Here is a 13,299-nt window from a genome sequence, read left to right on the forward strand (position 1 = left end):
AACCCGTCGGCGTTGGCGTGGCATTCACCGCGGTAAGAAAGAAGCTAGCCGGAAGTGATTCCGGTTTTTTGCTGTTTAAGAGAAAAAAAAGAATAAAATAGCTAAAATATAGACTATGTTAATATTTACCATTGATATTATATTTTTCTGTATTATTATTCTGTTTATCTTCTTATTTGTTTTATATTTTTATGATTTTAAGTTATATATTTAATATATAAGACCAACTCTGTAATCTATTTGTTTTAAACATAAAAATAACAAAGCTGAAAGATCACAGGGATCTTTCCGGCTTTTTACTATTAGCTTAGGGTAATTTTATTTTCCCTTTTTTGACATTAGCTTTAATGTCGTACTTAAAATCTACACAATAGTGATTCAAGACTTCATCTAATTTAATTAGCTTTATTCTTTTGATATTTTCTTTAATTAATCTGTTAGCTACTTTTTCTGAAATAAAGATAAATCCTGCTAATAAAGTAGTCCGTATTGAAAAAATATCATAATTTAATGATTCATTATGAAAAGATAATTTATGAGGAATTAAATTTCCATATTTATCTTTTTCCAATATTGAATATTTTTCATTTAGAAATAACTCTTTGTCAGTAAAAAAAAGATAATTTAATGAGTTATTGATAGTTTTTCCATCTTTAATAGATGTCGCAATTAATTTTTTTAAAACATGATCACTTAATTTAAACTCATTGATAATATCGAAAAATCTATCAGATAGGATATGAGCCATATTGTGTTGATAATAATTAAACCACAATTTCCCAATATTTTTATTACATAACAAATATAAAGTATTAGGGCATTCCTTATCTAATAGATAATAAGGTATATCATGCCTGGAGCCTTCATAATCCCATTTTTCATTAATTTGATTCTCGGTATCTACTATAGCATGAAGATATCTTGGCATTAGTGAAGAATTATAATCGTTCATTAATACATAATAATTCATTAATTTACTCTCCCACATTTTGTTGTAGATACTTGACCAGACCATATTTTATTTTTCATATCCATCTGATTATTTTTTTTAAAATCATATTTTCTTCATGTGGATGAAAAGCATCATTAAGAATCATTCCAATCATATTGTCCTGCTCATGGATAAAGAAAATTTCATTTTCTAAGAAATATAACCTTGACAATAAACTGGGTTTTTTTGAGATGGAATTAAACCATTGGATTCATTCTCTTATAAATATACCATCGATAAGCTCCAATCGGCGCTGGCTTACCGTTGGCATGCACCAAAATAGATCATAATAAGGCCGGAAGATCTCTGAAAATCTTCCGGCTTTTATATCAAATTACTATTATTTTTTCTTTAGAAATTCCAACAGGCCAATGTCCTGCATAATATATTTTTACTATTCTTTCCCATTTATTACCAAGATTAAGATATTTTTCAGATATATATTGTCTAAATGCATAGCATATAGCATTTCTTGCTACTTGGTTAAAATCATGTGGTCCAGATATAAATTTACCTTTAGCCAACTCTTTAGTCATACTCATGACCGCTTTATTTATCTTCACTCTGATTTCTACAAGATCTTTCGGGCTATCTTGCTTCTTATAAAATGGATCTTCTTGAGTTGGTGATGTTGGAAGCCATTTAGTATTTTTATAATAACCTTTAAATTCAATATCCGAAGGATTAATAAATACCTTTTCAACACTCTCAATCAAAATTACATCTTCATCCTGAAGATCAGATAAACCCATATTAGAGAAAAAACTCGTCTTTTTAATTTGTCCTAATTCTTCGTTAATATCAATCATATTACAATCTCAAATCAGTTATGGTTCCCGGAGGAAGAGCTTTTCTTCCTTGTTGGATTGTAGTGCGAAGGACCCCTCCCGCAGCATGTGGGCCAGGTATTCCAGGTAGTGAGTGATTAGGTAATGTTCCATGAGTAGGCATTAAATTCCACCACTTATTTGCTCCGCCACTTTCCAACGGAATTATATGATGCGGAGTTGCACCAATCGGCCATGTCCTACCTGTATTAGTCTCCCATTGCTTCATTAGATAATCTTGATCTCTCACAAACTCTTTTCGAGATACCTGATTTTGAAGAGCACTACGCCTTTGAACAACAGGTAAGTTACTTTTCAATATTTCTGCTTGCTTAGACGTTATATGCCCTCCCGGTGACGCAACTTTATTCGCATCATTAACGATGCGATTAATAAGAGGGCACCCTGCCAATCCCAGAGGGTCAATCCAATTGACCGGATCATGGACATAGCTGTACGGGTTAACGCCACCACTAAGATTTAAAGGATCTTAGGCACTATTCCGACGCCATCATACAGTTGAGCGGACCTTTCCCCCTGATTTAGCAGCCTTTTTCTTCACCGCTTTTTCCCGCCCTGTTAAAGAACATATCAACTCGCCCCGACGGGCATTTTGCCGATTTTAGCTCACTTTTTCCCCGATGTCAGTGCCGGGTTTCGCCCCGCTTTTTCTGCCAGAACCGGGTTTTGTCGATAACCCGGGGCGGCGGGGCAGCTTGTCTGCGCCGCTGACGCGGGTTGGCCGGGTGCGGGCTGGCGAAGCCCGCTTATCGACGGGGTTCAGCGGGGAGCCCCCGCTCGCGCTGTCTCTTGATCAGATCTCCAAATCAACTGATTTAGCCAGCAAATAGCCGTCTATCAGGGTTTGCAGCCGAAACCAGCCTTCCCAAAGTCGTTCCCATCCGACTCGACCCGTGCGTTTGGAATCGTACCAGCCGGCCAGTTTTCCCAGATTGATGAAGGCCCAATGCAAACTCGGGGCTTTTTTCGGCACACGGCGTTTTTCTTGTTTTGACCACAGTAATTTCCACGCCAGGGGGCTTAATACTGTCTCACAGCTCTCTTTCTCTGCCTCTTCTTTGTTCAGACCCATAAAACGCAGCTGGTGTATTCGTACCGCAATAAAGGCCAGCAGCACTATCATGCGCTCCAGATTATCTTTGCTTTGCATACGCAGCGCTTCTACCTGCGTGCCGCCCGTTTTCCACGCTTTGTGAAATTCTTCTATCAGCCAGCGGCGCTCGTAATAACTGAATATTTTATGGGCGTCTTCCTGACTGTTGACGGGTTCGGAGGTCAGAAGATGCCAGCAAAGCCCATCCTCCGGACCTTTTTCGTAGCAACCGACATAAAATATCCGCACCGCCTCACCGCTTTTTCCTTCGGGGATTTTCAACGTCACTTCGGCATAACTGATATCACAATGCGCGACACGCGCCTGACGCCCGCCTTTCTGTCTGACCTGAACTAATCGTTCTCCAGCACTCTGTAACCGGCTAATAAAGTCATAAAGTTTATCCTGACTTTCCTCTATACGCCGGTTTTGCATCGAACGGATGACGAAACGTTGTTTTTGGCTCGTTTTATAACGCAGATATTCGATGATATCGGCTTCACGGTCACAGACAGAAATCACGTTGGCCATCTGCTCCCCTAACCGGCTGTCGACGGCTTGTGAGGCCCGTTCCCACTTATAACTCTCTTTCCCTTCATAAGGGCGTGTATCGCGTTGTCGGCTTTTGCCATAATCACTGACATCTCGACACCAGCGCTGTTGCTCTATCAACCCCACGACCTGTTGTTCTTCAGGCGCAAATAACAACACCGAGTGTGCCTGCATGCCCCGGGATTTTTCCTTTGAGGTGGTATAGCCGAGTTCATCGGCGACCGACGCATGGGAAAATGACAGGGTTGTCGTGTCTTCCAGCGCTAACAGGCAATGATAACGTTGAGCGTGAGCGACGGTGGCGGTAAATCCGGCTTCGGCGATGGCCTGAGGCGCAATGGCGGAATTTCGGGTCAGTCGGTAGGCCGCTTCAACATCGGCAGGAGAGTCAAGAGATTGCACGAGCGATTGTCCTATATGGTTAGCCAACGAACAGGCCACTTTCACCAGGCGGTTGGTACGGCGTTTATCACCTAATTCCGCATGTTGAAACGTGTCATTTGCCCATTGTTCGGCGCTGGTTGAAAACATAAAGATTACCTCAAGTCGTGTTTTTTATTGAGATCAATCTATGAGGGAAAAGTTCAATAACGCGGGGGCGGGTTAAAATATTTGTGTAGGAAAGACAGGTGTCAGTCAGGGCAGTGAATTGCTGTTGCAGAGGCCGGTAAAATCCCAGCCAGGTCCCGGTCAGGACGAATGCACCCAGTAACAGGCCCAGGCCGAACCCCTGTAAGGCACTCATCGGCCGCGGGGGCGGTTCAGGGAAACGGACCTGGACTTTCGGCTGAGAGGGGGCATATCCCGCGTCGTCGCCGGTGTCCGGTTCAGACGGTGCCGGTTCGGTGCCGGCGAGGTAAACCAGCGGCGGCATCTGCACGGGTTTGGCGGCGGGTTTGGGCAGGATGCGGGTCTGTTCCAGTTTTTTGGCGGTGTTCTGGAAGAACCACAGCAGGTTGTCGACCTTCGGCAGGCGTTTCAGGTCGGACTGCTGGAGCCGGTCGACTATCAGCTGTAAGGCCCGCTCGGCCCGGTAAATCATCCGCAGGTCGCGGGCGGTGTAATCGTGCTGGCGTAAGGCGTGGCCGCAGCGGGTGTTAAACCAGTCCAGCAGGTCGGTGCGGACCGCCGGCTGCGGCGGCCACAGGTCATCCCACTGGCTGACCATCACCCCGGCCAGCAGTTCACAGCCTTCGGTAAACCCCGCCAGGCCGCTGAGCTGCATCCGGGCCAGGGTGTAGTAAATCGCGCTCTGCAAATCGACGCCGTGGGAGCGAAACAGCGTCAGGGCCAGGGATTCAATGAGCGGCCAGTTCACCGCCGGCTGAGACGGGTGGTTGATTTTGTTAATTTCTTCGCGTATGGCCGTGAATGCCGGCAGCGTCATCGGGTTGCCGCCGGCGCGGATAATCAGGTTTTCAGGGGGTTCACGCATGGCCGTTCATCCTTTAACCTGCCTCCGCCGGCGCGGAGGACAGGGTGGGTTGCTATGTTGCAATGAATAAAATTTGCTATTAATACAGTTTGCCCTTAATACAGGGTGTCAGGCAGTCTGAACTGACTGAACAGGCCGCCGGCAAACGGGTTGTCGGATTCATCCACGTAGAGACGGTAGGTCATGTCGCCCCCGTCCACCGTGAACCGCACATCAAACGAATCCTGACGTACGTTAGTCAGTTTGCCGCTGTTAATCAGGCGCAGCTGGGCCCACGGGCCGGTGAAGCGGATGGCGCGCGGCGATTTGCCGCCGGCATCCGGTATCAGTGTGAGCTGGCTTTCCACCCCGGCCCGCATCGCGTTGGGCCAGATGAGGTGCACAATGCTGCTGCGGCCGTGGGCGTAATCGAGCAGCTGGCCGTCGAGATTGAGCAGGCTGCGGCGTTTATTGCCGGTCAGGCTGAGGGGCTCAATGGCATACTGGACCCCCAGACCGTTTTGCGGCGAGAAGAAGGTGTCGCGGATACGGTCGGCCCGTTTCAGCTGTTCCAGCACATCCGGGCGGATAAGTTGCTGGCCGTCCGCGCGGTGGGTCAGGTTGTTTTCCACAAACGGTTTCAGGTTCTGCTGATAGAAGGCATCCAGCGTGCCGCCGGGCCGGAAGAACCGCCCGAACTCACTGAGCGGCACCTCCTCCGTCGCGTCCGGGTTAAACGGATAGCGGCCGGCCAGGTAGGTCTGGTACTGTCTGACGACGGTGTCGTGCCATTCGATTTCCAGCGAACGGATGGCTTCCCGCATCACCACCCGCCAGGCCTGTTCCGCCAGTGCGCCGACCCAGCGGTTGAGCGGTGCCGGCAGGGTTTTCGCCCGCTGCTGTACGTCGAAAATCGGGTCGTCGTTATGCTGTTCAAGCCGCTGCTGAACGGCATTCAGGGCGGCTTTCCCCGGGACCGGCGCGTTCTGAATGCCCAGCAGGTAACGGTGCAGGGCCGCCAGTTGCTGATAAACCCCCTGCAGGGTGCTGTTTTTGTCCCCGGACTCCTCCAGCACCGCGGTTTCCGGCGCGAATTCCCGGTGAATACGCACCCGCAGGCGGTAATCCGGGGTATCACGTAACGGCTGCCGGGCTTTGGCCGGCAGCGTCTCGTTAATCTCCGGCAGACGGGTGTTGTCGCTCAGGATTTGCAGGGCCCGGCTGATGGGCTGTTCGCCGCTGATGACCTGTTCAAGGGCGCTGAGGGCCTGCGGGATATCGGTGAAATCACGAATATCCAGGTTGTTCATGGCCGCGCGCCAGGTGGCCGTGTAGTCTCCCAGGTACTGTTCAGTGATTTGTCGCTGGATTTCCTGCCGGTCCGTGTCGCTGTACTGCACGTTGTGTGACAGGTTCAGCACCCAGCTGTCCATGACGGTGAGGTCGATCAGCTGGTCGTCCTGTTTGACGAAGTAGTTGTTGAGGCCGTTTATCGTCAGGAACTGCGGGATAATCAGTTGCTTGTCATTATTGGCCATAAAGAGGCGGTCAAAGCCCGGGCCAATCTGGTCGCGCAGGTTGAGGGGCGGCGGCAGTGAATCCTGGGCTTTAATGCGCAGGTTCTGGTAGACCCGCTGATAAATCGAGAGCTGACTCAGTTCTTTCTCGGCATTGATGAGCGGCAGTTGGTAAGGTGCAAAGCGGCTGATAGCGGCCTGATCGCCCGCCTCCCGTGCGGCCCGCCAGTCGGTGTGATCCAGCGCATAGTCCAGATGCGTCAGTAACTGCGCCTGCAACGGGCGCTGGCCGTTAAACGCCTGACTCCAGCGCGCCTGCATATAATGTTCGACCAGCGATTTATGGCGGCCGCTGCCGTCTTCCAGCATCCGCATGATACGCAGGACGGCCAGTTTTTCTTCGCTGCCTTTCGGTGCCCGGTTCAGGTCATCCAGCAGGCCGTTCATTAAGGCCGGCAGGAAGCGCTGAGACAGCAGTTGCAGGTAGGTGTTTTCCACATACGGGCCGACCGCTGCGCCCTGATAGAGCCCCATATCCGCCAGCAGCCCTTTCTGATGGTAATCCCCGTAGGCCAGCGTGGCCTCACGCAGCGGATTGAGCAGGGGAAGCTGTAAATTGCCGAGACGGTCTTCGCCGGTGGGCGGCGGCACCGACAGGAAGATGTTGGCCTGCGCCAGGACCTCGTCACCGGCCCGGTAGTTCTGCTGATAGTAATAGTGCCAGCCGCTCCACAGGGCCAGCACCACCCCGGCACCTGCTGTGGAGAAGGTCAGCAGTGTGTGGCGGTGGCGGCTTAACCACCGGCGGTTTTCAGCCGCCAGATTCGGTTCGGCCAGCAGGACCGCTTCAAACAGCGCGTGGGTGAAGTAGGGCACGGTGTCCGCCACCGGCCAGGTGGGAAAAGCCTGCGGCCCCAGGTGATACTGCACGGCGGCAGACTGGGTAAACAGGTCATCTATCCGGCCGATTTGTTGAGACGAGGTGAGATAAACCCCCCGCAGGCCGGGCTGTGCCGGGCCGCCGTTGTCGAGGAGCCCCTCCAGCAGCGGCACCAGATAGCTGTGCAGCCCCTGTATCTGGCGGGTGAAGCTGAACAGCGGACTGCGCTGACTGATATCGACTTTGTTGAGCATCATGTCCGGCATGGCCGCGTTGAGCTGCTGCATCCACTGGCACCAGAACTGGGCCAGCTCAGTGCGCCAGCTCTGCTCATCCCGCGCATTCAGGCTAAAGGTGACGCCCAGGATCTGGGCGCGCTGCGCGCTGTCCAGTGACTGGAAAGCGGCGCTGAAACCGTGCAGCCGGTCGAGTTTGGTCAGCACCAGATAGAAAGGCAGAGGATGATGCAGAGTTAATCGCAGATCCTGCAGGCGCAGGTGAAGCGCGGCAATAACCCGTTCCCGCTGCGCTTTGTTGTCGGTCAGTAAGCGGTGAATGTCCACCGTCAGGATGATGCCGTTGAGCGGCTGGCGCTGACGGTTTTCGGTGAGCCAGACGAGCAGCGCCTGCCACAGGCGGGCGGGCAGCTGGGGTTTGCCGGTGTCCGGCGGCGATATCTGGTCGATAAGGAACCCGTCCGGGTCAATGATGACGGCTTTCTCCCCTAGCCAGCAGCGCAGATGCAGGGGCAGCGCCTCTTCCCCGCTCAGGGTGTCCGGGGCGGCAATGTCAGTCAGCCGGCAGCCGGCCTGAATCAGGGCGGTTTTGCCGCTGCCGGTGTTACCCATCACCAGGTACCAGGGGCGCTGGTAGAGATAATCCCGGGTCCCCAGATGGCGTTGCAGTTGCGCTTTCCAGTGATGGAGATAACGGTCCTGACGGGTGATATCGGCGCGCACCGGATCGACGGTGTTCAGTTCCCCCTCCAGCTTAAGTTTTTCAAGCTGGCGCAGGCGGCGCCAGATTTTTATCCCGACAACGCTCAGGGCCAGCAGGAGGATGATCACCGTCGCCAGCCAGCGGGCAGACAGGGTGTCCAGCGGATGCGTCTGCTTAAACTGCCAGCCGGGTCCCCACCACCAGAGCCAGATGAGGGCCAGACAGGGCAGGAGGGCCAGTATCAGCGAGGCGGTGGCTTTCAGGGGCGGCAGACGCGGCCTCGCCGGTTTTTTGATATTGTTGAGCAGCAGAGAAAGCCAGTTCATGGGTTAACGCTCCTGTTTGCGGTCGTCGTCTTGGCGGGGGCGGTCATCGGGGCTTTTTCTGCCAGGGCCGCCAGCAGGCCGGGTTCCCAGTCGGCGAGTGACAGGTGTTGTCCTGCCTGGCGCAGCTGGCGGTAATGTTGTTGTGCCAGTGCGTGCATGCCCGCCTGCTCCAGTAACTGGGCCGTCAGTAACTGACCGTAGAATTGATCCCGCGGTTCGGTCAGGTGTTGCTGATATTGCTCCGCGGCGTGGAGGGCGGCTTCCAGTCCGTGTTGCTGAAAACAGTGCCAGACAGCGTCCTGTTCCGGCGTGGTGCCGCTGCTGACGGTGGCGGTCGCCGGGGGATGCAGCCAGTTCAGCGTGGCGTCGGAGATAAACGGGCTCATATCGGAGAAAGACAGGTTTTGCAGGACCGGCAGACGGTCAAGAAAGGCCCGGAGTTCATCGCGGATAGCGTCAGCCACGGCGTGGTAACCCAGTTTGCCGGCGGCCTGTGCCGCGATAGCGTGTCCGTCCAGCCAGTAAGGGGCCAGGGTCAGACTCTGTTCTATCTGTTGCAGCAGGGCGTTATCCGCCGCCGGGAGTTTCGCCAGATAATCGGCGGTGCGGTCTGCCGACGTCGGCGCCAGCGGTGTTTTGCCGGTGCCATTCGCCATCGGTGCTGTGGTTAGATGAGTCACTGTGTAAAGTAAATAACTGTATAAATATCCATAAATTTCTTTATTCTGGGTCAATCGAGTGATATAATATCACTAAATAAAACATTTTTCGGATAAATAAAATGAAAGAATTTTTTTCGTATGCCCAGGATCTCCATGAAAAATCGAAGTTATTGCAGCAGCAAAAGTTGGCATCAGATAAAAAGCTGATGGGACAACTTTTTGAGTCTTATGATCAAAAAACTATTGCAGAACTTTTGCGCAGAGTAAATTATAACGACTGGACCCGTGAAACTTTAAATCGCTGGTTTCACGGAAAATCAGTCCAGAAGTTGTTAACAGAAGTTGAAGTTGCTATGCTCCAAAAAATGCTACCTGAACCACCCAAAAATCATCCTCAATACGGTTTCCGTTTCATTGATCTTTTTGCAGGGATTGGAGGAATTCGAAAAGGTTTTGAAGAAATTGGCGGTCAGTGTGTTTTTACCAGCGAATGGAACAAAGATGCTGTTCGTACCTACAAAGCAAACTGGTATTGTGATCCGGAATCCCATAAATTTAATTCTGATATTCGTGAAATAACATTAAGTGAAAACTCAAAAATAGATGAAAAAGAAGCTTATAAAAATATTGATAAAGAAATTCCAGATCATGATGTTCTTTTGGCAGGCTTTCCATGTCAGCCATTTTCATTAGCAGGTGTTTCGAAAAAGAACTCCCTTGGTCGTGCTCATGGGTTTGAGTGTGATACACAGGGAACTCTTTTTTTTGATGTGGCCAGAATTATTACAGCTAAAAAACCTGCTATTTTTCTTCTGGAAAACGTTAAGAACTTAAAAAGTCATGATAAAGGGAAAACATTCCGTATTATCATGAATACATTGAATGAGCTGGGATACGCTGTTGCTGATGCTGATATCATGGGGCCGAATGATCCTAAAATTATTGATGGAAAATATTTTTTGCCTCAGCATAGGGAACGAATTGTGTTAGTTGGTTTTCGGAAAGATCTGAATATTCATCAAGGATTTACACTTAGGGATATTAGTCGATATTTCCCGAAAGAACGGCCAACACTTGCGGATTTACTTGAACCAGAAGTTGACAGTAAATATATTCTTACCCCTAATCTCTGGAAATATTTATATAATTATGCCAGAAAACATCAGGCTAAAGGAAATGGCTTTGGATTTGGCCTTATAGATCCCAACAATAAGGATAGTGTTACTCGCACACTTTCTGCGCGTTACCATAAAGATGGCTCAGAAATCCTTATTGACCGGGGATGGAATAAAAAGCTTGGGGAACAGGATTTTGATAATCCAGATAACCAGGAAAATCGCCCGCGTCGTTTAACACCGAAAGAATGCGCACGGCTAATGGGGTTTGAGTCTCCTCAGGGAGAAGCATTTCATATTCCAGTTTCAGATACACAAGCTTATCGACAGTTTGGAAACTCAGTTGTTGTGCCTGTATTTACAGCTGTTGCTAAATTATTAGCTCCTTATATAGCGAAAGCAGTGAAACAACAGCAGATAAACAAAGATCAGGCGGCATAGATAATTTATGGCTGATGTTCACAATCCATCCACCCGCAGTAAAAATATGAGAGCAATTCGTAACTGTGATACAGCCATAGAAAAAAAGCTCGTTAAAATTCTTCATGACCTTGGGGTAACTTATAGAGTGCAGGTAAGGGAGCTTCCGGGTAAGCCTGATTTCGTTATTGATGAATATCAGGCTGTTTTGTTTGTTCATGGATGTTTCTGGCATGGGCATAATTGTCATCTATTCAAAACTCCGGCAACCCGAACTGAATTCTGGTTAGATAAAATTGAGAAAAATATCAGAAGAGATCAATTTGTTATGAGTTCTCTTTCGGATAATAGCTGGAAGATATTAGTTATTTGGGAATGTACTTTGAGAGGACGTTTGAAACTGACAGATAATGAGTTGTCAGAAAGAATTGAAGAATGGCTATGTGCCAGTGAAACTCATGCGGAAATTGATACAGTGGGGATACATAAAATACTTTTATAGAAAAATGAGTAGTTATTTGAATTAAAAGTGTTTTTTGACTCTTTTTCTGTAAGAAACAGTTACATTACATACCAAATCGCTTCCACCTATAAGTTTTATTTTGTTTGAAAAATAATCTATCCTTCAGTGTGGCATTCTATTTTTACTTTAATAGAGTTAATCTATAGAGAGATTATAACTAATGGACGGGGCAGAAGATGACTAATAAACTGATAAATATAGATAAAATATCAGTTATCATGAAGGATTTGGGAGCTAAAAAAATTATAGTTAAGCCACTTGCAAACAATGACAATTCTAAACAACAGATATATTTGGGAGCGGATTTTTCTGTCATACAGGGTATTCCTGTTGATGAACTGAAAAGCGCTGGTATGTCAAAAAAAGGTGCGAGATTTAAGGCCACATTAAATTTATTTTGGATAAATACTGACAGTTGTAAAGAACAGGCACATGGTTCTCAAATTATTTTGTATCCTAACTATCCAGAAATTCGCCTGTCGGGAATTATAAATGGTTGTTCAATAGCACCATCTCATTTAATGCAACCGCCAACGAAAGAGGAAAGAATAAATAGATGTGATAAGAATCGTTATTTAATTCTTGGTATATGTAAAGACATGGTTTTTGCTTATATGAGTTCTTGGGAAGACGCTCTTTCCATTGAGCTCAGAGAATTAATAGATAAAAATTTAATGAATCCTGTTTTCTCTGTTTTTTATGAATATTACTCTAATATTAAAGACAGCCGTAGTGATCTTATAACTCGTTTGAAGGAAATTTATTCTTATGGTTTTATTAAATCGCAAAGACTGGATAAAAATGGTAATGTAATTGAATATAGAGCAAGAAATGGGGCAGGTTTTACCCTGGAAAGTTTATTTGGAATTATACCAAATGGCAGATCTGGACCTGATTTTTCTGGTTGGGAATTAAAAGCACATTCAGGAAGCGTTGTAACTTTAATGACACCAGAGCCAAATAAAGGAGAATACATAGAAAATTTACATAAATTTATGAGTGATTATGCATCCAGTAAAAAAGAGGATAGAGTCGATTTTGCCAGTATACATAAAATCGGATTGTTAAACGAAAAAACGAAGCTGACTTTATATCTCGAAGGATATGATTTTGATAAGAAAAAAATTATAGATCCTGATGGCGGATTAGTACTTAGGAGTATAAATGGTAATATTGCTGCTGGCTGGAATTTCGGAAAATTATTAGACCACTGGAAACGGAAACATTCTAAAACATGTTTTGTCTCGTATGATGTGAAAAATGGTGATTTCCCATACTATAAGTTTGGTCCCCAAATTGTATTAGCTACAGGTGCTAATCTTAATAAATTTATAAATGCACTTGAATCAAGTAAAATATACTATGATCCAGGTGTTAATATAAAATACCAGGAAGGATTGTCTAAAGTGAAAAAAAGAAATCAGTTCAGGATAAAATGGAAAGATGTATTAAGTATTTATGATAAAGCTGAGAGCTTAGATTTAAATGAAAATTAATTGAAGTATGAGTTCACTGGAGCATTACGATCATAATAAGGCTGGAAGATTGCAGAGGATCTTTCAGCCTTACTTTTTTAATTAAAAATACCTTTATTCTCAGCTTTTTCTATGAATAAATCTTGTAAACTTCCTTGTATTTCTTCGTCTCCATAAATTAACGTAAAATCACCATCTATATTGGGGGGAAAATGAGAACCATCAATGGTTCCAAATATAGTTGATGATGTATCAGGTATTACTACCTTGAAGAAGTCAAAAATAGCTGTTTTGTCTTGATCATCTAATTTTGATAATGCTTTTCTGGCGTTAGCATACACATCATCATTATTATCTATTGGACGGGTTAAACTATTCTGATAACGGGGTAAGTTGTCATCAAATAATTCACTAAAAATAGATTCTATTATTTTCTCATAATTTTTCATATGGTTATCTTTTCAATGCATTTAAATTTGACTTCCAGCTCAGAGAGATCAAGCTGCGGATGTGGGAATTTATTGGGAATTTATTGGGAATTTAT

Annotated in this window: 10 protein-coding genes; 3 read left to right on the forward strand and 7 right to left on the reverse strand. The window is 46.8% G+C overall.

Going from position 1 to position 13,299, the window contains the following annotated elements:
- Nucleotides 1–307: 307 nt before the first annotated feature.
- The 6 genes from PluTT01m_RS01690 to tssA all read right to left on the reverse strand — a co-directional run bounded on the left by PluTT01m_RS01690 (nucleotide 308) and on the right by tssA (nucleotide 9,216).
- On the reverse strand, nucleotides 308–970 hold the full coding sequence (locus PluTT01m_RS01690) for an Imm43 family immunity protein (RefSeq protein WP_041379880.1): 663 nt from the start codon (nucleotides 968–970) through the stop codon (nucleotides 308–310).
- 350 nt (nucleotides 971–1,320) lie between these two features.
- Complete coding sequence (locus PluTT01m_RS01695; protein WP_011144725.1) at nucleotides 1,321–1,800, reverse strand: hypothetical protein; 480 nt, start codon at nucleotides 1,798–1,800, stop codon at nucleotides 1,321–1,323.
- Between the two features lie 832 nt (nucleotides 1,801–2,632).
- The gene (locus tag PluTT01m_RS01710; RefSeq protein ID WP_011144727.1) at nucleotides 2,633–4,015 is read right to left on the reverse strand and encodes an IS4-like element ISPlu9 family transposase; all 1,383 of its coding nucleotides are present in this window, start codon (nucleotides 4,013–4,015) and stop codon (nucleotides 2,633–2,635) included.
- 10 nt (nucleotides 4,016–4,025) lie between these two features.
- Entirely contained in the window at nucleotides 4,026–4,919 is an 894-nt protein-coding gene (locus tag PluTT01m_RS01715) for a type VI secretion system ImpA family N-terminal domain-containing protein (protein WP_011144728.1), read from the reverse strand.
- Between the two features lie 95 nt (nucleotides 4,920–5,014).
- On the reverse strand, nucleotides 5,015–8,560 hold the full coding sequence (gene tssM / locus PluTT01m_RS01720; protein WP_011144729.1) for a type VI secretion system membrane subunit TssM: 3,546 nt from the start codon (nucleotides 8,558–8,560) through the stop codon (nucleotides 5,015–5,017).
- A complete protein-coding gene (gene tssA, locus PluTT01m_RS01725; protein WP_237146622.1) occupies nucleotides 8,557–9,216 on the reverse strand; it encodes a type VI secretion system protein TssA in 660 nt (219 codons plus the stop codon). The genes tssM and tssA overlap by 4 nt, the downstream gene beginning before the upstream one ends.
- Before the next feature lie 125 nt (nucleotides 9,217–9,341).
- On the opposite strand from tssA, the gene PluTT01m_RS01730 reads away from it, so the two are divergent.
- The 3 genes from PluTT01m_RS01730 to PluTT01m_RS01740 all read left to right on the forward strand — a co-directional run bounded on the left by PluTT01m_RS01730 (nucleotide 9,342) and on the right by PluTT01m_RS01740 (nucleotide 12,776).
- Nucleotides 9,342–10,778 carry a DNA cytosine methyltransferase gene (locus PluTT01m_RS01730; RefSeq protein ID WP_011144731.1) on the forward strand — a complete coding sequence of 479 codons (1,437 nt, stop codon included), beginning with the start codon at nucleotides 9,342–9,344 and terminating at the stop codon, nucleotides 10,776–10,778.
- A 7-nt stretch (nucleotides 10,779–10,785) separates the two neighbouring features.
- Nucleotides 10,786–11,259 (forward strand): very short patch repair endonuclease, encoded by a 474-nt coding sequence (locus PluTT01m_RS01735; RefSeq protein WP_011144732.1) that lies wholly within the window; start codon nucleotides 10,786–10,788, stop codon nucleotides 11,257–11,259.
- A 197-nt stretch (nucleotides 11,260–11,456) separates the two neighbouring features.
- A complete protein-coding gene (locus PluTT01m_RS01740) occupies nucleotides 11,457–12,776 on the forward strand; it encodes an MvaI/BcnI family restriction endonuclease (protein WP_011144733.1) in 1,320 nt (439 codons plus the stop codon).
- Between the two features lie 77 nt (nucleotides 12,777–12,853).
- Here PluTT01m_RS01740 and PluTT01m_RS01745 read toward each other — a convergent pair whose 3' ends face one another.
- Nucleotides 12,854–13,204 carry a hypothetical protein gene (locus tag PluTT01m_RS01745; RefSeq protein WP_011144734.1) on the reverse strand — a complete coding sequence of 117 codons (351 nt, stop codon included), beginning with the start codon at nucleotides 13,202–13,204 and terminating at the stop codon, nucleotides 12,854–12,856.
- Nucleotides 13,205–13,299 lie beyond the last annotated feature (95 nt).

This window comes from Photorhabdus laumondii subsp. laumondii (assembly GCF_003343245.1).
GTDB classification, from domain to species: Bacteria; Pseudomonadota; Gammaproteobacteria; order Enterobacterales; family Enterobacteriaceae; genus Photorhabdus; species Photorhabdus laumondii.

Coding starts and splice junctions, on each gene's coding strand:
- PluTT01m_RS01690 (WP_041379880.1), bottom strand. CDS start 970: ATGAATTATTATGTATTAATGAACGATTATAATTCTTCACTAATGCCA.
- PluTT01m_RS01695 (WP_011144725.1), bottom strand. CDS start 1,800: ATGATTGATATTAACGAAGAATTAGGACAAATTAAAAAGACGAGTTTT.
- PluTT01m_RS01710 (WP_011144727.1), bottom strand. CDS start 4,015: ATGTTTTCAACCAGCGCCGAACAATGGGCAAATGACACGTTTCAACAT.
- PluTT01m_RS01715 (WP_011144728.1), bottom strand. CDS start 4,919: ATGCGTGAACCCCCTGAAAACCTGATTATCCGCGCCGGCGGCAACCCG.
- tssM (WP_011144729.1), bottom strand. CDS start 8,560: ATGAACTGGCTTTCTCTGCTGCTCAACAATATCAAAAAACCGGCGAGG.
- tssA (WP_237146622.1), bottom strand. CDS start 9,216: ATGGCGAATGGCACCGGCAAAACACCGCTGGCGCCGACGTCGGCAGAC.
- PluTT01m_RS01730 (WP_011144731.1), top strand. CDS start 9,342: ATGAAAGAATTTTTTTCGTATGCCCAGGATCTCCATGAAAAATCGAAG.
- PluTT01m_RS01735 (WP_011144732.1), top strand. CDS start 10,786: ATGGCTGATGTTCACAATCCATCCACCCGCAGTAAAAATATGAGAGCA.
- PluTT01m_RS01740 (WP_011144733.1), top strand. CDS start 11,457: ATGACTAATAAACTGATAAATATAGATAAAATATCAGTTATCATGAAG.
- PluTT01m_RS01745 (WP_011144734.1), bottom strand. CDS start 13,204: ATGAAAAATTATGAGAAAATAATAGAATCTATTTTTAGTGAATTATTT.